19 protein-coding genes are annotated in these 22829 nt (G+C 62.4%); 13 read left to right on the top strand and 6 right to left on the bottom strand.

Going from position 1 to position 22829, the window contains the following annotated elements; genetic code table 11:
• Positions 1 to 166 precede the first annotated feature (166 nt).
• From KI611_RS11875 to typA, 10 genes are all read left to right on the top strand, one after another.
• Positions 167 to 1069, top strand: a complete 903-nt coding sequence (locus tag KI611_RS11875) for a LysR family transcriptional regulator (protein ID WP_226415141.1) — start codon at positions 167 to 169, stop codon at positions 1067 to 1069.
• The gene (gene alr, locus KI611_RS11870; RefSeq protein ID WP_226415138.1) at positions 1066 to 2160 is read left to right on the top strand and encodes an alanine racemase; all 1095 of its coding nucleotides are present in this window, start codon (positions 1066 to 1068) and stop codon (positions 2158 to 2160) included. The genes KI611_RS11875 and alr overlap by 4 nt, the downstream gene beginning before the upstream one ends.
• Entirely contained in the window at positions 2161 to 3519 is a 1359-nt protein-coding gene (radA, locus tag KI611_RS11865; RefSeq protein ID WP_226415134.1) for a DNA repair protein RadA, read from the top strand.
• 27 nt (positions 3520 to 3546) lie between these two features.
• Complete coding sequence (locus tag KI611_RS11860; RefSeq protein WP_226415130.1) at positions 3547 to 5634, top strand: putative bifunctional diguanylate cyclase/phosphodiesterase; 2088 nt, start codon at positions 3547 to 3549, stop codon at positions 5632 to 5634.
• Positions 5631 to 8117: an ABC transporter permease gene (locus tag KI611_RS11855; protein WP_226415127.1), complete on the top strand. Its 2487-nt coding sequence runs from the start codon at positions 5631 to 5633 to the stop codon at positions 8115 to 8117. Before KI611_RS11860 ends, KI611_RS11855 begins: the two co-directional genes overlap by 4 nt.
• Positions 8118 to 8241: 124 nt before the next feature.
• Entirely contained in the window at positions 8242 to 8700 is a 459-nt protein-coding gene (locus tag KI611_RS11850; RefSeq protein ID WP_226415123.1) for a FecR domain-containing protein, read from the top strand.
• On the top strand, positions 8693 to 9280 hold the full coding sequence (locus tag KI611_RS11845) for an OmpA family protein (RefSeq protein WP_226415118.1): 588 nt from the start codon (positions 8693 to 8695) through the stop codon (positions 9278 to 9280). The genes KI611_RS11850 and KI611_RS11845 overlap by 8 nt, the downstream gene beginning before the upstream one ends.
• A 331-nt stretch (positions 9281 to 9611) precedes the next feature.
• Positions 9612 to 11714 carry a YgiQ family radical SAM protein gene (locus KI611_RS11840; RefSeq protein ID WP_226419903.1) on the top strand — a complete coding sequence of 701 codons (2103 nt, stop codon included), beginning with the start codon at positions 9612 to 9614 and terminating at the stop codon, positions 11712 to 11714.
• Positions 11715 to 11753: 39 nt separating this feature from the next.
• On the top strand, positions 11754 to 12140 hold the full coding sequence (locus KI611_RS11835; protein ID WP_226415115.1) for a group II truncated hemoglobin: 387 nt from the start codon (positions 11754 to 11756) through the stop codon (positions 12138 to 12140).
• 70 nt (positions 12141 to 12210) lie between these two features.
• Positions 12211 to 14049: a translational GTPase TypA gene (gene typA / locus KI611_RS11830; RefSeq protein WP_226415111.1), complete on the top strand. Its 1839-nt coding sequence runs from the start codon at positions 12211 to 12213 to the stop codon at positions 14047 to 14049.
• Between the two features lie 146 nt (positions 14050 to 14195).
• Here typA and KI611_RS11825 read toward each other — a convergent pair whose 3' ends face one another.
• The 6 genes from KI611_RS11825 to KI611_RS11800 all read right to left on the bottom strand — a co-directional run bounded on the left by KI611_RS11825 (position 14196) and on the right by KI611_RS11800 (position 20417).
• Positions 14196 to 16019 carry a putative bifunctional diguanylate cyclase/phosphodiesterase gene (locus KI611_RS11825; RefSeq protein WP_226415107.1) on the bottom strand — a complete coding sequence of 608 codons (1824 nt, stop codon included), beginning with the start codon at positions 16017 to 16019 and terminating at the stop codon, positions 14196 to 14198.
• Positions 16020 to 16136: 117 nt separating this feature from the next.
• The gene (gene moaA / locus KI611_RS11820) at positions 16137 to 17156 is read right to left on the bottom strand and encodes a GTP 3',8-cyclase MoaA (RefSeq protein WP_226415103.1); all 1020 of its coding nucleotides are present in this window, start codon (positions 17154 to 17156) and stop codon (positions 16137 to 16139) included.
• A 181-nt stretch (positions 17157 to 17337) separates the two neighbouring features.
• A complete protein-coding gene (locus KI611_RS11815) occupies positions 17338 to 18486 on the bottom strand; it encodes a GNAT family N-acetyltransferase (RefSeq protein ID WP_226415100.1) in 1149 nt (382 codons plus the stop codon).
• Between the two features lie 81 nt (positions 18487 to 18567).
• Positions 18568 to 19212: a HugZ family protein gene (locus KI611_RS11810; RefSeq protein WP_226415097.1), complete on the bottom strand. Its 645-nt coding sequence runs from the start codon at positions 19210 to 19212 to the stop codon at positions 18568 to 18570.
• A gap of 1 nt (position 19213) precedes the next feature.
• Positions 19214 to 19495: a GIY-YIG nuclease family protein gene (locus tag KI611_RS11805; RefSeq protein WP_226415094.1), complete on the bottom strand. Its 282-nt coding sequence runs from the start codon at positions 19493 to 19495 to the stop codon at positions 19214 to 19216.
• Positions 19496 to 19559: 64 nt separating this feature from the next.
• Complete coding sequence (locus KI611_RS11800; protein ID WP_226415090.1) at positions 19560 to 20417, bottom strand: LysR substrate-binding domain-containing protein; 858 nt, start codon at positions 20415 to 20417, stop codon at positions 19560 to 19562.
• A gap of 99 nt (positions 20418 to 20516) precedes the next feature.
• On the opposite strand from KI611_RS11800, the gene KI611_RS11795 reads away from it, so the two are divergent.
• From KI611_RS11795 to def, 3 genes are all read left to right on the top strand, one after another.
• On the top strand, positions 20517 to 21755 hold the full coding sequence (locus KI611_RS11795) for a YbfB/YjiJ family MFS transporter (protein WP_226415087.1): 1239 nt from the start codon (positions 20517 to 20519) through the stop codon (positions 21753 to 21755).
• Positions 21752 to 22105 carry a YkgJ family cysteine cluster protein gene (locus tag KI611_RS11790; protein ID WP_226415084.1) on the top strand — a complete coding sequence of 118 codons (354 nt, stop codon included), beginning with the start codon at positions 21752 to 21754 and terminating at the stop codon, positions 22103 to 22105. Before KI611_RS11795 ends, KI611_RS11790 begins: the two co-directional genes overlap by 4 nt.
• Positions 22106 to 22194: 89 nt before the next feature.
• Positions 22195 to 22725, top strand: a complete 531-nt coding sequence (gene def / locus KI611_RS11785) for a peptide deformylase (RefSeq protein ID WP_226415081.1) — start codon at positions 22195 to 22197, stop codon at positions 22723 to 22725.
• Positions 22726 to 22829: the final 104 nt, after the last annotated feature.

Below are 22829 nucleotides of genomic sequence, written 5' to 3'. Positions count from 1 at the left end.
CGGCGCGATCAGGAAAATGGAAGCTACCGGCCGGAGGTTAAAGTTGCATGACAACTTGCCGCATGTGGCGGTCGACGGGCAATTTTAAGCAAAATTGCGGCGAGGCGGCCGAATACCCGGCGGAATGTGATTGAATATTGCCCGCACACCCTAGGAGAGAAACATCATGGCTGACCGGCGTCTGCAGGTCTTTCATGCCGTAGCCAAAAATCTGAGCTTTACCCGCGCCGCCGACGCCTTGTTCATGACCCAGCCGGCGGTCACTTTTCAGATCAAGCAACTGGAAGAGCAATACGGTACGCGGCTGTTCGAACGGCGGCACGGCAGCATTTCGCTGACCCCGGCCGGCGAACTGGTGCTTTCCTATGCTCAGCGGATACTCGCGCTATCCGACGAAATGGAAACCCGCCTCGGCGAAATGACCGGCGAAATGCGCGGGCCGCTGCTGGTCGGCGCCAGCACGACGATTGCCGAGTTCATGCTGCCGCGCATCCTCGGCGAGTTCAATGCCCTTTATCCCCAGGTCCGGGCGCGGCTGATCGTCGCCAATTCCGAAAGTATCGAAGGCCGGGTCGCCGAACACTCCCTCGATGTCGGGCTGATCGAGGCGCCGGCCAAGATTTCCGGGCTGCACAGCCAGATTTGCTGCACCGATGAATTGCAGGTGATCTGCACGCCGGACTACCCGCTGGCCGGCATGAGCTCGGTAACGCCCAAGGCGCTGGTCGATTACGAATTCATTTCGCGCGAGCCGGGTTCCGGCACCCGCGAAATTACCGATGCCTATTTCCGCGCCCACCAGGTCGCCCCGGAAAACCTCAAGACGCAGATGGAACTGGGTAGTCCGGAGGCATTGAAAGGCGTCGTATCGACCGGCCTGGGCTTTGCCATCGTCTCGCGCGCCGTCGTCGACAAGGAAATCCGGCTCGGCGCCCTGGTCGCCATTTCCTTGAAACCGCCGCTGAAGCGCAGCCTCTATCTGGTCTATCCGCAGGACCGTTTCCAGTCGCGCCTGACCGCGACCTTCATCGAATTTACTCAACGCAAGCTGAAAGAACTCGCCTCATGAAAATCTCCCGCCCCATCCGGGCGCGCATTGCGCCGGCGGCCATTCTGCATAACTACCGGCTGGCCAAGCGCCACGCCCCGAACGCCAAGGCGTGGGCGGTCATCAAGGCCAACGCCTACGGCCACGGCCAATGGCGGGCGGCCGAGGCGCTGCGCGGCGAAGCCGACGGTTTTGCCATGCTCGAAGCCGAGAATGCCGTTGCCTTGCGCGAAGCCGGCATCGACCAGCCGATCCTGCTGCTCGAAGGGATTTTCAGCGCCCGCGATGTGCGGGCCGTGATCGAGCACCGGCTGACCACGGTGATCCATTGCCTCGAGCAACTTGAATTGCTGCTCGGCAGCGGGCGCCTGGATAAACCGCTGGCGATCTGTTTGAAGCTCAATACCGGTATGAACCGCCTCGGCTTTACCGCGCAGACCCTGGCCAAGGCCTGGGAAATCCTGCGCCAGTGGCCGCAAATCGACGTCACCCTGATGAGTCATTTCGCCGAAGCGGATGGCGAGCGGGGCATCGACTGGCAACTCGAGCGTTTTCAGGGGCTGGCCGGCGACTGGCGCGGCCCGGTCTGCCTGGCCAACTCGGCGGCCATTCTCCGCCATCCGGCGGCGCATCGCGACTGGGTGCGGCCCGGCATCATGCTCTATGGCGCCAGCCCGTTTGCCGAGCAAAGTGCCGCTGAACTCGGCCTGCGCCCGGCGATGACGCTGGAAAGCCGGATCATCGGCGTGCAGGAGCTGGCGCCCGGCGAGCGGGTCGGTTACGGTGGGACATTCACCGCCGACCGGCCGATGCGCGTTGGCGTCGTCGCCTGCGGTTATGCCGACGGTTATCCCCGGCATGCTCCGAGCGGCACGCCGATTGCCGTGCTAGGCCGGCGCACGCGGACCATCGGCCGGGTTTCGATGGACATGCTGGCCTGCGATCTGAGCGATATTCCGGAAGCCGGTATCGATGCGCCGGTCACGTTGTGGGGGCGGGGCATTGCCGGCGACGTGCCGGCCGACGAGGTGGCGAGCGCCGCCGGGACGATTGCCTATGAACTGTTCTGCGCGCTGGCGCCGCGCGTGCCGGTCGAAGTCGGGGACATCTGAGTGGCCAAGGTCAAGTCGATATACAGCTGTACCGAATGCGGGGCGAGCAGCCCGAAGTGGCAGGGCCAGTGTCCGGGCTGCGGCGAGTGGAATACGCTGGTCGAAAGCGTTGCCGAAAAAGCTACCGGCCATCGTTTCGAATCGCTGGCGCCGACCGCCAAGTTGCAAACGCTGTCGGAAATCGAGGCGCGCGAAGTGGACCGCGTGGCGACCGGCATCGGCGAATTCGACCGGGCGCTGGGCGGCGGTCTGGTGGCCGGCGGTGTCGTGCTGATCGGCGGCGATCCGGGGATCGGCAAAAGTACCTTGCTGCTGCAGGCGCTGGCCCATCTCTCGGTCAATCACAAGGCGCTCTACGTCAGCGGCGAGGAATCCGGCCAGCAGGTCGCCCTGCGCGCCCGCCGGCTGAGCCTCGATACGCGCAGCCTGCAGCTGATGGCCGAGATCAACCTGGAACGTATCCTGGCCACCCTGCAGGCGGAAAAGCCGCAGTTCGCCGTCATCGACTCGATCCAGACGCTATGGTCGGATCAATTGTCGAGCGCACCGGGATCGGTGGCCCAGGTCCGCGAATGCGCGGCGCAACTGACGCGGATGGCCAAGCAGACCGGCATCACCGTCCTGCTCGTCGGCCACGTGACCAAGGAAGGCGCGCTGGCCGGACCGCGCGTGCTCGAACATATCGTCGATACCGTGCTCTATTTCGAGGGCGACACCCACTCCAGCTTCCGCCTGGTGCGGGCGGTCAAGAACCGCTTCGGCGCGGTCAACGAGCTCGGCGTCTTTGCGATGACCGACAAGGGGCTGAAGGGGGTCAACAACCCGTCGGCCTTGTTCCTGTCGCAGCATGGGCAGGATGTTGCCGGTTCCTGCGTGATGGTCACCCAGGAAGGAACCCGCCCGTTGCTGGTGGAAATCCAGGCGCTGGTCGATACTGCCCACGGCAATCCGCGCCGCCTCACCGTCGGCTTGGATGCCCAGCGTCTGGCGATGTTGCTGGCGGTGCTGCATCGCCATGCCGGTATCGTCTGTTTCGATCAGGATGTCTTCGTCAATGCCGTCGGTGGCGTCAAGATTACCGAGCCGGCAGCCGATCTGGCCGTGCTGCTGTCGATAAGCTCGTCGCTGAAAAACAGGCCGTTGCCGTCAAAGCTGATCGTCTTCGGCGAGGTTGGCCTGGCCGGCGAGATCCGTCCGGCGCCGCGCGGCCAGGAGCGCCTGAAGGAGGCGGCCAAGCTCGGCTTCACGCGCGCCCTGATTCCGGAAGCCAACCGGCCGAAACAGGCCATCGCCGGCATGGAGGTGATTGCCGTCAAGCGCGTCGAGGAGGCGGTGGCGCGGATCAGGGAGTTGGAATAAGCTGACGGAATGCTGCATCCGGCCCCCATGTTCAATCTCTCGCGCTATTTCTCGACCGTCAGTTTCATCCTCATCGTGCTGGCGGCCGGGGTTCTCGGACCGCTTTACCGGCAGCTTTCGCTGCAGCAGATCACCGAGCTGGCGGAGAGTCGTAACGTGGCCATGGCCCAGGTTTTCGAGAATTCGCTGTACCTGCCGCTGGATGCCCTGATGACTGCCTCGATCGGCCGGGACGGCGTTTTCCTCAGGCAATCGCCGGAACTGGCCAACTTGCAGCAGAGCGTTGTCGGGCTGATGCGCAACACTGCAGTGATCAAGGTCAAGATCTATAACCGTCTCGGCACCACGGTGTTTTCGACCGATGCCAGCCAGATCGGCGAAAACCGACTGGGCAACCCGGCGTTCAGGTTGGCGATGAACGGCACGGTGCTCAGCGAACTGGCCCATCGCAACACGATGGATAGCTTCGAAGGCCGGCTGGCCGAAACCGATGTCCTGTCCAGCTACATTCCGATCGTCGGCAAGGACAAGTCGATCGAAGGCGTTTTCGAGCTTTACCAGGATGTGACGCCTTTCCTGACCCAGTTGCGGCAAAGCCTGTGGTGGGTCACGGCGGGAGTTTTTCTGGTCTTCGCCGCGCTCTATCTGATGCAGTTCCTGGTTGTGCGCCGCGCCCAGCGCATTCTCGAAGAGCAGGAGGGGCGCATCAAGGCGGCGCGCGATACGCTGGAGATCCAGGTCGAGGCGCGGACCGAGCAACTGAAACTGGCCAACCGGCAGCTCGAGGGCGAGATCTCCGAACGGCGCCAGGCCGAAAGCAAGCTGAATTATCTGGCTTACCACGATCCGTTGACCGGGTTGGCCAACCGCCGCTGCTTCATCGAACGTCTGCAGGAAAGCCTGCGCGACGCGGCACACCACGACCAGCAGCTGGCGGTCCTGTTCATCGACCTCGACCAGTTCAAGCAGGTCAACGATTCGCTCGGGCATGGCGTCGGGGACGAGTTGCTGGTCTCGGTCGCCTCCCGTCTTTCCGAACACGTCCGCCTGATCGACATGCTGTCGCGGCTTGGCGGCGATGAATTCATCTGCCTGATGGAAGGCTTGCGCAGTGCCGAGGAGGTCGAAGTACTGGCCCGTGAAATCATCGGCGCCTTCGATTATCCGTTCCGGCTTGGTGATAATGAACTGTTCCTCTCGGCCTCGATCGGGATCAGCCTGTTCCCGGCCGACGGTGCGAGCGTCGATGACCTGATGCGCAACGCCGACAGCGCGATGTACCGCGCCAAGGCGATCGGTCGCGGCCAGTATCATTTCTACACGCCCGAAATGACCCGCGATGCGAAAGAGCGTATCCGCATGGAAAACCTGTTGCGCCGGGCTCTCGATCATGGCGAGCTGGTGGTGCATCTGCAACCCCAGGTCGACACGCTGACTGGCCAGCTGGTCGGCGCCGAAGCGCTGGTCCGCTGGCACAGTCCGGAGCTCGGGCTGGTCATGCCGTCCAGTTTCATTCCGCTGGCCGAAGATTCGGGCATCATCATCGCGCTCGGCAACTGGGTGCTGTGGGAAACCTGCCGGCAGGTCATGCAGTGGCGGAACAGCGGTTTCGATCTGCCGATGGTCTCGGTCAATCTGTCGGTCAAGCAGCTCGAACGACCGGAGTTCTTCGATACCCTGGCCGGCATTCTCGACGAAACCGGCATGGACGCGGCGAGCCTGAAGCTCGAACTGACCGAGTCGGTGGTTATGGCCGTTGGCGATGCCTTCACGCTGCTGCAGCGCTTGCGCGATCTGGGTATCAGTCTGGCGCTGGACGATTTCGGTACCGGCTATTCCTCGCTCAGCTACTTGAAGATGCTGCCGGTGCAGCAACTGAAAATCGACCGTTCCTTCGTCATGGGGATCGGCCGGAATCCGGGTGACGAGGCGATCATCCGCACGGTGATGGAGCTGGCCAAGAGCCTCGGTTTCGAGGTCGTCGCCGAAGGGGTCGAAACCACCGAGCAGGCCGCCTTCCTGGCCGATCTCGGGTGTCAGCAGTTGCAGGGCTTTCTGCACGGCAAGGCGGTTGCTCCGGCCGAGTTTCGCGCTCGCTGGTCGGTCCAGCCATGATCGCGCTGGCCTGGCGGCTGCTTGGCCGGGAGCTCCGCTCCGGCGAGCTGCGCCTGCTCTTTGCGGCGCTGGCCATCGCGGTCGCCGCGGTGACCGCAGTCGGCTTTTTTGCCGACCGGGTGCGCCTCGCCCTGGAGCGCGAAGCGCAACAGTTGATGGGCGGCGACCTGGTGCTGATCTCCGATCACCCGCTGCCCGAGAGTTACAGCGCCGAAGCGCGCCGGCGCGGTCTGCAGATTGCCGAAACGCTGATTTTCCCGAGCATGGTGCTCGGCGGCGAGCAGGCACAATTGGCTGACATCAAGGCGGTCTGCACCAACTATCCATTGCGTGGCCACTTGTCCACGACGCTGCGCCAGGGCGAAGCGGGGCAGCCGGCGGCCGGCGGCCCGCCACCGGGTTCGGTATGGCTCGATGAACGACTGGCAACGACGCTGCAGTCGGGGCCGGGCTCTTTCGTCACGGTTGGCCGACAACGCCTGCCCGTGGCGGCGATCCTGACGCTGGAGCCGGATCGCGGCATCAATTTTTTCAGTCTGGCACCACGGCTGATGATGCATCTCGACGACATTCCGGCCAGCGGCCTGGTCCAGTTCGGTTCGCGGCTGCGCTACCGGCTGTTGCTGGCCGGTGACGAAAAAGCGGTGGGCAGCTTCAAGAAATGGCTGGCGCCTCGCCTGGAGCGGGGCGAACGACTGGAGGATGCGCAGAATGCCCGGCCGGAAATTCGCAATGCGCTGGATCGGGCACAACGCTTCCTGGGGCTGGCGACGCTGTTGACCGTGGTCCTGTCGGCGGTTGCCGTGGTGCTTGCGGCGCGGCGTTACATGCAGCGCCATTTCGATGCCTGTGCCGTGATGCGCTGCCTGGGCATGACCCAGGGCCGCCTGATCGGCCTGCACGCCCTGCAGTTCTTCTGGCTGGCCGTCTTCTCGGCGCTGGCCGGTTGCACGCTCGGCTTCGTCGCCCATTTCGTGCTGGTCGGCTGGCTCTCCAATTTGCTCGCCGTCAGCTTGCCCTTGCCCGGCTGGCAGCCGCTGGCGCAGGGCGGGGCGGTGGCCGGCGTGCTGCTCTTTGGATTCGCCTTGCCGCCTTTGCTGCAGCTCGCCAGGGTGCCGACGCTGCGCGTCATGCGCCGGGAGATGGGGCCGCCGCAGCCGTTCCTGCTGGGTGGCTATGGCCTCGGTTTTGCCCTGCTGGCCGGCTTGATTCTTGTCGTGGCGGGCGATCTCAAACTCGGTGGGCTGGCCATCGGCGGGTTTGCCGCGGCGCTCGGCGGTTTCTGGCTGCTGGCCAGACTAGCCGTCTTGGCGATCGGCCTGTTGCGCGGTAATGGTGGCTTCGGCTGGCGTCAGGGCCTGGCCAATCTGGCCCGGCATGCGCCATCCAGCGCCTTGCAGATCGTCGCGCTGGCGATCGGCCTGATGGCCATGTTGTTGCTGACCGTCACCCAGGCCCGCTTGCTCGATGCCTGGCAGAAGGGCATGCCGGCCGATGCGCCGAATCGCTTCATCATCAATATCCAGCCGGAGCAACGCCAGGCCGTCGCGGAAATGCTCGCCAGCCTGGGCGTTACGGCCGAGCTGGCGCCAATGGTGCGGGCGCGTTTGCTGCGTATCGGCGAGCGCCCGGTCAGCGCCGAAAGCTATCCCGAGGATGAGCGGGCCCAGCGGCTGATCGAGCGCGAATTCAATCTGTCGTGGCGGAATACGCTGCCGCCGGGCAACCGGGTGACCAAGGGCAGCTGGTTCGCGCCGCAGGACGCCGGGCAAGGCCTGGCATCGGTCGAGGAGGGGCTGGCGACAACGCTCGGTATCAAGGTTGGCGACGAACTGCTTTTTTCGGTGGCCGGCGTCGAAAAGCGCGTGCGCGTCAGCAATCTGCGCAAGCTCGAGTGGGACTCGATGCGCGTCAATTTCTTCGTGCTCACCCCGTCCGGCGTGATCGAGGACGTGCCGGCCAGCTACATCACCAGCTTTCATCTGCCGGCGACGGCTACCGGCGGTGGCACGCAGCTGGTGGCACGCTTTCCGAATCTGACGGTAATCGATATCGGCGTCGTGATCGAGCAGTTTCAAACGGTGATGGCGCAGGTCTCCAATGCGGTCCGCTTTATTTTCATCTTTACCTTGCTGGCCGGTGCCATCGTTCTCTATTCGGCATTGCTCACCGCCTTCGACGAGCGGCGCTACGAACTGGCGGTGATGCGGGCGCTCGGCGCGCATCGTGCCCAGTTGCGCCAGGCCATGCTGGTTGAACTCGCCGTCGTCGGCGGGATCGCCGGACTGATTGCGGCAGCCGGAGCGATGCTGCTCGGCCAGTTGATTGCCCGGCAGGTCTTTCAACTGGAGATGGCGCTCGATCCGTGGTTGCCCGTCGTGTCGGCGCTCGGCGGTGCCGTGCTGGCCATCTCGATCGGCTGGTGGGCGATGCGCCGGCTGCTGCTGACGCCGCCCTTGCTGGCCTTGCGGGCCGGCGCTTGAAGTAGTTTTTCTGTCCGGCTGTAGGTGCGTTTGCCAATTGCTGCGTCTTTAAGGTGATTTTTGCCGCATCCAAGGGCTGATCTTTCCGTAAAATGGACGGTCACCGTATTTTTTGGATCGCGCCATGAGCAAAATGCATTGGCTGCCTGCTTTTTTCCTGTTCGTTTCACTGCTCGATGTTTCGGCCCAAGCGGCCGAGCCGGCGGGCATGATCAAGACCAGTCAGGGGCCGGTCAGTATCGAGCGGGCCGACAAGAAGTTGCTGGCCGTGGTCGGCACGCCGCTGCAGCAGGGCGACAAGGTGCGGACCGGCAGCAACGGCGCGGTCGGCTTCACCTTGCGTGACAATACGCTGCTCTCGGCCGGGCCGAACTCGCTGATCGTGATCGACAGGTTTGCCTTCGACAGCACGACCCTGGCTGGCGACATGTCGATCGGTATTCGCCAGGGCACGCTGTCGGTGGTCACCGGCAAGATGGCCAAAAACAAGCCGGATACGGTGGAGTTCCGCACGCCGACGTCGGTGCTCGGGGTGCGCGGGACCGAGTTTGTCGTCGAGGTCGGAGGCGGACGCGATGAATAAGACCAAACTTCTGCTTGGCCTTGCTGCGGCGATGTCGTTGGCCGGTTGTGTCAGCGAACGGGTGATCCTGCTGCCCTCGGCCGATGGTCAGGCTTCGGCCCTGGTGCTGCGTGATGAGCGCGGCGAATTGCTGCTCAACCAGCCTTATGCGGCGGCACAACGGCGGGGCGGCGCCAGCAGCCTCTATCAGGCCTCGTCGGAAGAGGTTCAGGAACATTTTGCGGCGGCACTGGCCGCCATGCCGGCGCGGCCGAGCAGTTATCTGCTGTACTTCGAGCCGGGCAGCAATACGCTGACCCCGGTATCGCAGGCCGCATTCGTCAAAATGCGCCGGGAAATTTCCGAGCGTACGGCACTCGAGGTCAGGGTGATCGGCCATACCGACCGGGTCGGTAGCCGGCAGGCCAATGATGCGCTGTCAAAAAACCGCGCTGAAGCGATACGCGATCAACTGATTGCCTCGGGGGTTCCGGCCGACAGTCTGGAAACGGTAGGGCGGGGCGAGCGCGATCTGCTGGTGCCGACCGAGGACGAAGTCGACGAGCCGCGCAATCGGCGGGTCGAAATCAATTTGCGCTAAGCGTTGCGGCAAGCCGGTGCCGGTCGATATTCGCCGGCGCCGGCGGACATGCGCCAGGCATTTTGCCGGTTCGGCTGGCCAGCCTTAGTGAACTCTTTGTTCCTTGGATGGTCTATGCGACCGCCGATCGAGAGGATCGGAACAGCCGGTGGTTCGCGGTCAGAAAATTTATCATCGCCAGGCCAGGTGCCTGACGATACGGCAGGTTCGCCATGGTCGCCAGAGCGCTCATGTAAAATATTTCATGGATTCAAATAAACAAATGACTCACCCGCTTTTCGGCTATCGCAAATTCTGGGCCCACCGCTTCGGTCCGGCGCCTTTCCTGCCCATGTCGCGCAGCGAGATGGATGCGTTGGGCTGGGATTCCTGCGACATCATCCTGATCACCGGCGATGCCTACATCGATCATCCCAGCTTCGGCATGGCGCTGATCGGCCGTCTGCTCGAAGGGCAGGGCTTTCGCGTTGGCATCATCTGCCAGCCGGACTGGAATTCGGCCGCCGATTTCAAGCGTCTCGGCAAACCCAATCTGTACTTTGGCGTTACCGCCGGCAACATGGACTCCATGGTCAATCGCTACACCTCTGACCGCAAGAGTCGTTCCGATGATGCCTACACAGCCAATGCCGAACCCAACAAGCGCCCGGATCGGGCGGTCACGGTCTATGCCCAGCGTTGCCGCGAGGCTTTTCCCGGCAGCAATGTCGTCATCGGCTCGATCGAAGCCAGCCTGCGCCGCATCGCCCATTACGATTACTGGTCGGACAAGGTGCGCCGTTCGGTGTTGCCCGATTCGAAGGCCGATTTGCTGCTCTTCGGCAACGCCGAACGGGCGCTGGTCGAACTGACGCATCGCCTGGCCAAGGGCGAAAAGATCGGCGACATCCGTGACCTGCGCGGCACGGCCTTCATGGTGCCGAGCGGCTGGGTGCCGGACGAAAGCTGGGATGCCGTGGACTCGACCCAGGTCGATACGCCGGGACCGCTGATCCAGCATGCCGATCCCTACGCCATGGAAATGCCGACGGACAAGACCGCCGCCGCTGGTCAACCCGGCGAGCACACGGTGCGCATCGTGTCCAAGCAGGAACGGCTGGCGGCGCTGCGCGAAAAGCGGGCCCATACCGTCGTTCGCCTGCCGTCCTACGAGCAGGTCAAGGACGATCCGGTACTCTACGCGCACGCGTCGCGCACCTTCCATCTTGAATCCAATCCGGGCAATGCCCGGGCGCTGGTCCAGGCGCACGGCGAGCGCGACGTCTGGCTGAATCCGCCGCCGATTCCGTTGACCACCGAGGAACTCGACCAGGTTTACGAACTGCCCTATGCCCGCCGGCCGCATCCGTCCTACGGCGATGCCAAGATTCCGGCCTGGGAGATGATCCGCTTCTCGGTCAATATCATGCGCGGCTGTTTCGGTGGCTGTACCTTCTGTTCGATCACCGAGCACGAGGGGCGCATTATCCAGAGCCGTTCGGAAGATTCGGTGCTCCGCGAAATCGAGGAAATGCGCGACAAGACGCCAGGTTTCACCGGTATCGTCTCCGACCTCGGCGGCCCGACCGCCAACATGTACCACCTCAAATGCAAGGACGAAAAGATCGAATCGGCCTGCCGCCGCCTGTCCTGCGTTTATCCCGATATCTGCGAGAACTTGGGGACCGACCACTCGCAACTGATTTCGCTGTACCGCAAGGCGCGGAGCCTGAAGGGCGTCAAGAAAGTGTTGATCGGCTCGGGTTTGCGCTACGACCTGGCAGTGCGCTCGCCGGAGTACATCAAGGAACTGGTTACCCACCACGTCGGCGGCTACCTGAAGATCGCCCCCGAACATACCGAGGAAGGCCCGCTGTCGAAGATGATGAAGCCGGGCATGGGCGCCTACGACCGCTTCAAGCAGCTGTTCGATCGCTTCTCGCGCGAGGCCGGCAAGGAGCAATACCTGATTCCCTATTTCATCGCCGCCCACCCCGGGACCGGCGATGAGGATATGTTGAACCTGGCGCTCTGGCTGAAGAAAAACAATTTCCGTCTGGATCAGGTGCAGACCTTCCTGCCGACGCCGATGGCCCTGGCGACCACCATGTATCACAGCGAGCGCAATCCGCTGAAGAAGGTGACGCGGGGCAGCGAGCCGGTTCATACCGTGCGCAACGGCCGGCAGCGCAAACTGCACAAGGCGTTCCTGCGCTACCACGATCCGGCCAACTGGCCGCTCCTGCGCGATGCGCTGAAGGAAATGGGGCGGGCCGACCTGATCGGCAACGGCAAGAAGCAGCTGATTCCGGCCTGGCAGCCGGCCGGCTTTGCCGTTCCGCCGGAAAAAACCACCCGCCTGCACATGACCCCGCCCGGACCGCGGATCGCGCCACGACCCGGGGTCAGGCCTCTCGCCGCGGCGCGCAACCGTCCGCCGAAACGCAAGGCCTGACGGCCCCGTCAAAATTCTCAGCGATACAAATAAATATTCATGGAAAAAATTTCAACGTACGAAAAAATCGGTGGCGATGTCACCGTCGGCAAACTGGCCGACCGCTTCTATCAGTTGATGGACAGCACCCCGCAATTTGCCGAGCTGCGCGGCATGCATCCGGAAAGCCTGCAGGGTTCCCGCGAAAAGCTCTACATGTTCCTGTCCGGCTGGCTGGGCGGGCCGGATCTGTTCGTCGAAAAATTCGGGCATCCCCGCTTGCGGGGTCGTCACATGCCTTTTTCGATCGGCGTCAAGGAGCGCGACCAGTGGGTCGCCTGCATGGTTCTGGCGATGGAAGATGTCGGTATCGAGCCGGGTATCCGCGCTAAACTGCTGGAGAATTTCTTCAATACCGCTGATTTCATGCGCAATAAAGAAGGTTAAAAGCAGCTTGGGGATGTTGCGGCGCAGCACGGGGTGGTAGAATCACGCCTTTGATTTTTCAGGTCTTCCCATGTCCGCTCGTCCGATTCGCAACATCGCCATCATCGCCCACGTTGACCACGGTAAAACTACCCTGGTCGACCAGCTGCTCCGCCAGTCCGGTACTTTTGCCGCTCACCAACAGCTGGTCGAGTGCGTCATGGACTCCAACGACCTGGAAAAAGAGCGTGGCATCACGATTCTTTCCAAGAACACCTCGGTCCAGTACGAAGGCGTTCACATCAACATCGTCGATACCCCGGGTCACGCGGACTTCGGTGGTGAAGTCGAGCGTGTGCTCGGCATGGTCGATGGTGTGGTCCTGCTGGTCGATGCCGCTGAAGGCCCGATGCCGCAAACCCGTTTCGTCACCAAGAAGGCCCTGGCCCTTGGCCTGCGCCCGATCGTTCTGGTCAACAAGGTTGACCGCGACGGTGCCGATCCCGATCAAGCCGTCAATCTGACCTTCGACCTGTTCGACAAGCTGGGTGCGACCGACGAGCAGCTCGATTTCCCGATCGTCTATGCTTCCGGCCTCAATGGCTGGGCGGCGATGGAGCTGGATCAGCCGCGCGAAAACATGAAGCCGCTGTTCGACACGATTCTGCGCCATGTGCCGGCCCCGGATACCGATATCGAAGCACCGCTGCAACTGCAGATCACCGCCCTCGATTATTCCTCCTATGTCGGTCGCATCGGCGTTGGCAAGATCAATCGCGGCAAGGTCAAGACCGGCCAGAACGTGCTGGTCATGTTCGGTACCGAAGAAGAAGCGGCCGAACACGAGCGTAGCCCGATCAAGGCCAAGATCGGCCAGGTTTTTGGTTACCAGGGCCTGAACAAGGTCGAGCTGGTTGAAGGTCATGCCGGCGACATCGTGCAGATCACCGGTATCGAAGACCTGGTTCTCGGTTGTACCGTGACCGATCCAGAACAGCCGGAATCCCTGCCGCTGCTGAAGATCGACGAGCCGACCCTGTCCATGCAGTTCATGGTCAATACCAGCCCGCTGGCCGGTACCGAAGGCAAGTTCGTCACCAGCCGCCAGCTGCGTGACCGTCTGCACAAGGAACTGCTGACCAATATGGCGCTGCGCGTGCATGACACCGCCAACGGTGACGTCTTCGACGTCGCCGGCCGTGGCGAACTGCACCTCGGCATCCTGCTCGAGAACATGCGTCGCGAAGGCTTCGAGCTGGCCGTCGGTCGTCCGCGCGTCGTCAAGAAGACGATCAACGGTGTCGAGTGCGAACCGTATGAGCTGCTCACCGTCGACGTCGAAGAAGATACCCAGGGCGGCGTCATGGAAAGCCTCGGTCAACGCAAGGGCGACCTGCAGGACATGGTGCCGGACGGTCGCGGTCGCGTCCGTATCGAATACCGCATCCCGGCTCGTGGCCTGATCGGCTTCCAGGGCGAATTCATGAACCTGACGCGCGGCAACGGCCTGATGAGCCACGTCTTCGACGAATACGCCCCGCTTCGGGACGGCAATGTGGCCGAGCGCCGCAACGGCGTGCTGATCTCCCAGGATAACGGCGAAGCCGTTGCCTACGCGCTGTGGAAGCTGCAGGATCGCGGCCGCATGTTCGTCGTGCCGGGCGACAAGCTGTACGAAGGCATGATCATCGGTATTCACAGCCGTGAAAACGACCTCGTTGTGAACCCGATCAAGGGCAAGCAGCTGACCAACGTCCGTGCTTCCGGTACTGACGAAGCGGTTCGCCTGGTGCCGGCCGTCCAACTCAGCCTGGAAGCCGCTGTCGAGTTCATCGAAGAAGACGAACTGGTGGAACTGACGCCGAAGTCGATTCGTCTGCGCAAGCGTTACCTGACCGAAATCGAACGGAAGCGCGCCCAGCGTAACTGATCAGCCTCCGCCGGCACCCTTTGGGTGCGGGTACTGCGTCACAGAAAGGCGACCCGTTGGGTCGCCTTTTTATTGGCTGCGTCGATCTTTTTTACTTTGCTTGGCGCGATCTCGAAGCCGATCTGTGCAATCGGCTTCTGCCGGATTTATCCCTGAGGGCCGTATTCAAGGGATGTATTCACCTTGCTGCGGTGGACGAGGAATTTGGCAGCAAATTCAGCCGCCGGTAACGGACGACTGATCAGATAGCCCTGCAAAACATCACAGCCGAGGGTCTTCAGGCGGCGATGCTGGGGCACCGTTTCGACGCCTTCGGCAACTACCCGGAGAGACAGGCTTTTTGCCATGGCAATGATGGCCCGGACCAGCGGGTCACTGCCTGCCGAGCCATCGTCGAGAACCAAGTCATTAATGAAGGAACGGTCGATCTTCAGTGTGCCGATGGGTAGGCGTTGCAGATAGGAGAGCGACGAATAACCGGTGCCGAAGTCATCCAGCGCAATCGTGATACCCGCCGCACGCAGGTGGCGCAACTGTTCGATGGAGCCTCCTTCCGCATCGAGCAGGACCGACTCGGTGATTTCCACCTCGAGCGCACTGCTGGGCAAGCCTGCTGCCTGAAGTTTTTCCAGAATGAATTGGGATACCGAAGGGCGCCAGAACTGGCGCGGCGACAGGTTGATGGCAATCGGCGGAATCTCGCCAAACTGTTCTCGCCACGCGTTGATCTGGGCGACCGCCTGCTCGATGACCCAATCGCCGATCGGTACGATCAAGCCGCATTCTTCGGCAACCGGAATGAAGTGATCGGGCGGAATCTGGCTCTCGCCGTCGTGCCAACGAAGCAAAGCTTCGGCGCCGACGAGCTGGCCGGTCTGGGTATCAACCTGGGGTTGGAAATAAAGCTCGAGTTGTTGCTCCTGCAAGGCACGACGCAGGCGCGTTTCGAGAGACATACGGAAGGTTACCCGCTGGTTCATCAGCGGGGTATGCGAGCGTATGGCATTCCCGCCCGCCGCCTTCGCCTCGTACATCGCGGTATCGGCATGCCGAAGCAGCGTCTCCCCATCGCCGGCATCTTCAGGAAAGATGCTGATGCCGATGCTGGCGCTGGTAAAAAAATCGGTTTCACCGCAGAGAAAGGGCGCCGTGATCTGTTCCTTGAATATCAAAGCCGTGTCGACCGCTACGTTGGCATCGCTGATCGGATTTATCAGGACGATGAACTCGTCGCCGCCCTGGCGATAGAGGCAGCAATTGGCCGGCATCTCCTGCTTGAGACGCAGTGCAACAAGCTGCAGCAACTGGTCGCCGGCGCGATGACCCAGCGTGTCGTTGATATTCTTGAAGCGATCCAGATCGATGAAGAGGACGGCGAGTTTGCAACTGCGCTCCTTGGCCTTCACGATGGCGTTGTGCAACTGTTGAGAAAAAAGGAGGCGATTGGGCAGGCCGGTCAGTACGTCGTGTTGGGCGAGAAACTCCATTTCCTCCTGGTGCGTACGGCGCTCGGTGATGTCGGTCACCGAGCCGACCATCTGATAAGCCTTGCCATGCCGGTCGCGCACCGCCAAACCACGCGAGGCGATCCAGCGGTAAGTGCCGTCTTTCGCCAGCACCCGGTATTCGCAGTAGAAAAAAACTGTTTTCCCTTTGAGGTGTTCGGCCACTGCGCTGTTGTAGGCGGCACGATCATCGGGATGGACCAGCTTCAGCCAGCCATCGGTGTCCGCCAGAAAGTCCTCGTCATAACCGAGAATTTCCAGCAGCCGGGTGCCGACATGCAGCGCCTTGGTGACCGGATCCCATTCCCAGAATCCATCATGGGCCGCCAGCATGGCCATGTCGTACGCGCGGCTGATCGAGCGAAATTCGCGCCATTCCACATAAGCGAGCCAGGCAGCAGCGCTACCGGCGATGAGCAACAGCGCGATAAACGGTATACCCGGTACGAGCAGTGTGCCGGCCAAGCCAATAATCAGCGCGATGAGGATCGCAATGCTTTGAGGTCTACGGCTTTTTCGGCGGTGCTGACGCGAGGAAGACCGGGCGAGTTGTGATAAGCCGAAGCTTGGCACAGGTGTTGGTCAGCCGCCGGTCATCGACATGAAGCGCACGACCTGCGGTGCGTCCATCTGCTTTGTGAAGTCGTGACCGTAGGGTTTAATGCCCATGCTGTCGACAATCGCCTGGCGCAAGGCAGCGTTGTCGTTGTCGGTGCGGAGCACCGGCAGAAGGTGTGCGGCATCGTTCTGGCCAAGGCAGGGGTAGAGCTCGCCCTTGGCGGTGATTCGCACGCGGTTGCAGGAGTCGCAGAAATTGTGGCTGTGCGGTGAAATGAAGCCGATCCGTGACTCCGAGCCGGGTGTGCGCCAGTAACGCGCCGGGCCGCCCGAGTTTTCGGTCGACGGAATCAGCTCGAAGCGCCGAGCCAACTGCTCGCGGGTTTCTTCCGAGGAAATGTAGGTGGTGTTGCGGCCATGAATTTCGCCGAGCGGCATTTCCTCGATGAAGGAAATGTCCAGTTCGTTATCGAGCGCAAATTGAACCAGATCGACGAACTCGTCGTCATTGGTGCCGCGCATCATCACCACATTCAGTTTGGTCCGACGAAAACCGGCGCTGCGGGCGGCTTCTATGCCTTTCAGGACCTTGTTCAGGTCGCCGATCCGGGTGATTTTCCGGAAACGCTCGGCGTTGAGCGTGTCGAGGCTGATGTTGATGCGCTTGACGCCGGCTTGGCGCAGCGGACGAGCGAAACGGTCGAGTTGCGAACCGTTGGTGGTCAGCACCAGATTATCGAGGCCGGGCAGGGCGCCCAGGCGCTCGATCAGCCACATCGCGTCCTTGCGCACCAGCGGCTCGCCGCCGGTAATGCGCAGCTTGTTGACGCCCAGTCCGACGAAAACCGTGGCGACGCGCAGGCACTCTTCCAGGCTCATCACTTCATTGCGCGGCAGAAACGTCATTTCCTCGGCCATGCAGTAGGTGCACCGGAAGTCGCAGCGATCGGTAATCGACAGCCGGACGTAGCTGATCCGTCGCCCGTACTTGTCGACCAGCGTGCCTTCCGGGTGCTTTTGCCCAGCCGGGTCGATGACCGGCATGAAGTTCGCCAACCCGGTGGGTGTTGATTCTGGCCTGAGTGTCTCGTTCTGCATGGTTGGCGCTTTCGCTTCGCGGCCTAAGAAATGGTTTGTGGCTTCTGGCTGCGGATTATCTGTATTGGGCCCGAAGCATACAAGTGGAGAGATCAAAAATCCAAAAGGTTCCCCACGCTTGGCGCCATCATGGCTCGGTGCGATACGGCAGGTGACTGGCTGCTTCCTCGGCATAGGCGAGAACCGCGGATTTCTGTCGCGCCAGGTGTTGGCCGATCAGGTGGCGCATCCGCTCGTCCTCTATCCAGTGGCACGAGCGGACCAGCGTCGGTTCGAAGCCGCGTGCCACCTTGTGCTCGCCGCCGGCGCCGGGCTCGAAGGTCGATAGTCCATGGTCCAGGCAATAGGCAATGCCCTGGTAAAAACACAGTTCAAAGTGCAGGCTGTGGTAATTGCCCAGGGTGCCCCAGTAGCGGCCGTACAGCGTGTCGTCGCTGCGGAAGCAAATCGAAATGGCGACTGGCACCGCCCCTTCGCGCGCGATGAAGACGACCATCCGGCGGCCTAGTGTGGCCGCCAGCTCAGCAAAGCAGGACGGGGAAAAGGCTGCGTAATTGCCGAACTTGTCGAACGTCGTGGCATAGAGTTGGTGGAGGGCGGGCCACTCGGCGGGATCGATTTCATCGCCGTGCCGGACTTCGATGCGCAGACCGCTGTCGACGATCCGCCGGCGTTCCGCCTTGACCTTGCGGCGGCGCGCCGAGGCAAAGGCGCCGAGGAACTCGTCGAAATCACCGAACCCGCGATTTCGCCAATGGAACTGGACATCGTGACTGACCAGCAGGCCTTGCGAAACGAGCAGATCGACGTCGGTGTCGGCCGGCAAGGCGATGTGCCAGGAGGACAATCCGTTGGCCGAGACGCGGTGTCTGGCGGCCTCGACCAGGCTTGTGCGAAGCCCATCGGCATCGTTCCCCGAACCGACCAGCAGGCGTGGGCCGCGTGCCGGGGTGTGCGGCAGGCCGCTCAGCAGTTTCGGGAAATAGACCTTGCCCAGTTGCTCGTAGGCGGCTGCCCAGGACCAGTCGCGGATGAAGTCGCCATGCGAGTTGCGCTTGAGGTAGCTCGGCAGGATGCCGACCACCATGCCGTCGCGGCCTTTGGCGATCAGGTGATTGGCCTGCCAGCCACAGGGCGGGCCAGCCGTCTCGTGGCGTTCGAGAATGTCGAGAAAATCGGCATTGAGAAAGGGGTGGCCGGGCGGGGCAAGACGCTCCCAGGCGGCGCGTCCGATTTCCCGGGCGGTGGTGACGGTGCTGATGGCGATGGGTGGCATGACTCGCAGAGGACAAATTGACCGGGGTCAGAGTCTTCTTGCCGCCTTCAGTTCAGTCAGACTGTAGCGGTCTTCACGGATTTACAGGCGGCGGACAAGGTCGGGCAGCGCTTTGGCCAATTCATCCGCCGATAGCGCCGCCTCAAAGCACCGCCGTTGCCGGTTGCCGGCCGACAGATAGTCGACGCCGTAGCAGTCAATACCGAGCAAGCGGATGCCCGGGGCGGCGAGTGCAGCGGCGGCTGCCAGCAGTTCTTCCTCGTGCTCGGCGGTAATGCTGTTCGGCTGGTCCCAGTCGGCTGAATCCAGCCAGCCCATTTTGCCGATGCCGCCGATAAACCTCGCCCGTTTGACCTGCATCCGGAAGAACATGAAATCGAGCTGCAGATATTGCCCGGCATCCGGCTGAAAGCGCAGATAGCGGGCGACGGTCGCCGCGGTCGGCTCGCATCGCGCGAAGTCGCCGAGCAGCGTGATGCGCGCCGCGTTCTGGATATTTGCCGGTGCGGTCTCGCTGACGGCGAGGCTCGCCCGGCCATCGGCCAGCAGATTCTTCGTGTGTTCCGCCAGGCTGCTGATCAGCAGCAGCGGTCGCTGCGCTTCGTCAACGACCAGCGGCACGGCCGTGGCATACGGGTAACCGGGCAACTGCGTCGAGTGGGCAGCGAGCACCGCGTGGGGTGTCGCGTGCAACAGGTGAATGGCGGAGGCGATGGCGATTTGCATGTTAGGGCAGGGTGATTTCCGGGAGCATCAGCGTACCGGCAAAGCGGCGTTTTTCGGTGGCGCTCAGCCGCTTGACGCGGTATTCGGCTTGTGACGCCGTTGACCGGTCGGGGTGGACTTCAAATCCGAGCAGTCTGGCCGGGACGTGCGAACGCGTGTAGCGCGCTCCGCTGCCGTTCCGGTGGGCGGCGTAGCGGGCCTCGACGTCGACGGTGATGCCGGTGTAGATGCTGCCGTCCACGCATTCGATCAAATACAGATACCAGGGTTTTGGATTGCTCATCGCTTGGCAAAACTCGTCAGCATTTCAGTCTCGAACAGCCATTTTTCAGGGCCGGGATGATACGTCAGTTTTTCGGGCGGGCTGCGGCGGCCACGGCTTCGGCCAGGGTGTTCAGAACGTTCATCGGCGGCGCATCGCGCAGGTAGATCATGCCGGTCGGCACCTGAGCGATGTCGTCGGGCAGCGTTTCGATGACGAGGTCGGCGGCATGCGGAGATTGCTCGACTACCCGGCGTGGCATCAAGGTCCAGCCGAGGCCGACCGATACGCAACCGAGAATGCCTTCCAGGGTGCCGAACTCCATCGCATCGGCCACGGCGTGGCCCATCGCTCGTTGCCAGGCGAGGGCGCGGGCGCGGTAGGCGCAGCCTTCGCGGAAGAGGATCAGCGGTTGCACTACCGGGTTGGCCCCGATGGCGCAGATCTGGACCAACTCTTCGATCACCAGCAACTCGAACTGCAAGGCCGGATGCACGACCGGCCCGGCGATGAAGGCGCAATCGAGCTTGTGGGCCAGCACCCGCTCGGCAAGCGCGGCGCTGGTGTCGGTGACGACCCGCAGTTCGACCCGCGGATGCGTCGCGCGCACCGCCTTGAGCGCCTTCGGCAGGTGCAGTGCGGCAAAGGTTTCCATCGCCCCGATGCGCAGTTCGCCGGCGCTTTCGCCGACCTGCTTGACGGCGGCGCTGGTCTGCCGTTCAAGCAGTAGCATGCGCCGCGCGTAATCGAGCAAGACGCGACCGGACGGGGCCAGTTCCAGGCCGCGCCCCTTGCGGAAAAACAACTCGGCGCCGAGTTCCTCTTCCAGTCGGCGGATGCGGCTGGTGACGTTGGACTGCACGGTATTCAGCTTGCGCGAGGCGGCGAGGATGCCGCCTTCCTCGACGACCGTGCGGAAGGTGTGCAGGGCGATCAATTCCATAACGTATCTCCAATAACGAACGGTTCGTTCTGAACAATTCAATTGTACGGATATGTTACAGCGGATATCGTGGTGCCGACAAACCATAAGGAAGCTCCAATGAGCCCACAGAGAGAACGCATCAAGGTGCTCGGCGCCGGTATCTTCAGCCTGATTCTGGTGCTTGGCGTCGCCCGTTTTTCCTACACGCCGCTGCTGCCGCTGATGCAGCAGCAGGCAGGGCTGGGCGTCGCTGCCGCCGGCTGGCTGGCGGCGCTGAACTACGCCGGTTATCTGAGCGGCGCCTTGCTCGCCTCGCTGATCAGCGATCTGGTACTGAAGGATCGCCTGTACCGGATTGGCATGGTGCTGGCGGTGCTCAGCACGGTTGTCATGGGCCTGACCGATAACGTCATCGTCTGGGCGCTGTCCCGTTTCCTCGCCGGTTTGAGCAGTGCGGCCGGGATGTTGTTCGGCACCGGCCTGATCCTCAACTGGCTGATCCGCCACAATCATCGCAGCGAACTGGGCATCCATTTTTCCGGTATCGGCATCGGCATCGCCGGCTGCGCGGCGGCGGTCGGCCTGATGAGCCACTGGCTGGACTGGCGCGAGCAATGGTTCGCCTTCTCGGCGATCGGCTGTCTGCTGCTCGTTCCGGCGCTGCGCTGGCTGCCGGCGCCGGACCGCAGTCCGCTGACCAAGAGCGGGCAAAAGATGGAAGACAATCCGCCCAGCCCGACTTTCATGCGTCTATTCATGGCCGCCTATTTTTGCGCCGGTTTCGGCTATGTGGTCAGCGCGACCTTCATCGTCGCCATCATCAATCAACTGCCGGGGCTGGCCGGGCAGGGCAATCTTGTCTTTCTCGCCATCGGTATCGGGGCGGCGCCAGCCTGCATCAATTGGGATTTCATCGCCCGGCGAACCGGCGATCTCAATGCGCTGATCCTCGCCGCCGTGCTGCAGATCATCGGCATCCTGCTACCGGTCATGCTCGGCGGCCTGCTGGCTTCGCTGTTCGGCGCACTGCTCTTCGGCGGCACCTTCATCGGCATGGTCAGTCTGGTCTTGAGCATGGCCGGTCGCTACTATCCGACGCGCCCGGCCAAGATGATGGGCAAGATGACCCTTTCCTACGGGGCCGCCCAGATCATCGGGCCGGCCTTCACCGGCTGGCTCGCTGTGCGTCTGGGCAGTTACGCGGTCGGCCTCTACGTCGCGGCGGCGGTGATGGTGGTCGGTACTGCGCTGCTGTTGCTGCTGAAGCTTGTCGAAAAGAGCGAAGCGGCCGAAAGCGCTGCTATTCTTGCGGTGTGCCCCGAGAACATGGGGATCTCCGCGCAAGGTAATCAGTGACCACAGACAGCCAGAAGATCAGGTTTTTCCGCCGACATATTCCGTCGTTCGCCTGCCTGCCGGGGTGTCACGATTGCTGTGGGCCGGTGACCACCTCCAGCGAAGAGATGGCCCGCTTGCCGGTCAAGAGCCGTGCCGTTCATGAGGCGGCGCTGGCCGATCTGAGCTGTCCGCACCTGGGCGAAGAGGGCTGCCAGGTTTATGCGGAACGCCCGCTGATCTGCCGGCTGTTTGGCACCACCCCCGGGCTGCCTTGTCCGCATGGCCGAAGGCCGGAGGTGATGACCGATCGTCGAATCGAACAGCAGATTCACCATTTTTTCGCCGCCACGCGCCAAGTGCTGGTCTGATCGCCCGCCGTCAGCAGAAATTTTGCCTTGCCCCGGCGTTATTGACGCAAAATTGGCGGTTTCCAGCTAAGCGTAACGAGGTTTTTGCGATGACCGTCCGAGCCATTCTCCGCATGGGAGATCCTATCCTGACGCAACTGGCCGCCCCGGTGTTGCGTTTCGATACGCCGGAGCTTCGCCAGTTGCTCGACGACATGTTCGAGACCATGCGTGCGGCTGACGGCGTTGGCCTCGCCGCGCCGCAAATCGGCGTCGGCTTGCAGGTGGTGATTTTCGGTTTCGAGACGAGCGAACGTTACCCGGATGCCGAGTCGGTTCCGCAAACCGTTCTGATCAACCCGGTGATCACGCCGCTCGGCGCCGAGGAAGAGCTGGGCTGGGAAGGCTGTCTGTCGGTGCCCGGTCTGCGCGGCGAGGTCCCCCGTCACGGCCGCATTCGTTACCAGGGTTTCGATCCGTTCGGCCAGGCGATCGACCGGACGGTCAGTGGTTTTCATGCGCGGGTGGCGCAGCACGAATGCGACCATCTGATCGGTCGGCTTTACCCCTCGCGCATCCGCGATTTCTCACGCTTTGGTTTTACCGACGTGCTGTTCCCGGAAGCTTCCGGCGAGGACTGATCGCTGTGCTGCGGTTTGGGTTTGCCGGCAAAATGTCAATCGATTGTTGATTTTTCCACTTTGCTCAAATCAACGGTTGATTTTCCACCGACCGAAGTATCAAA

This window comes from Dechloromonas denitrificans, from assembly GCF_020510685.1.
Taxonomy (GTDB): Bacteria; Pseudomonadota; Gammaproteobacteria; order Burkholderiales; family Rhodocyclaceae; genus Azonexus; species Azonexus denitrificans_A.
This window is presented reverse-complemented; position numbering and strand designations above follow the sequence as displayed.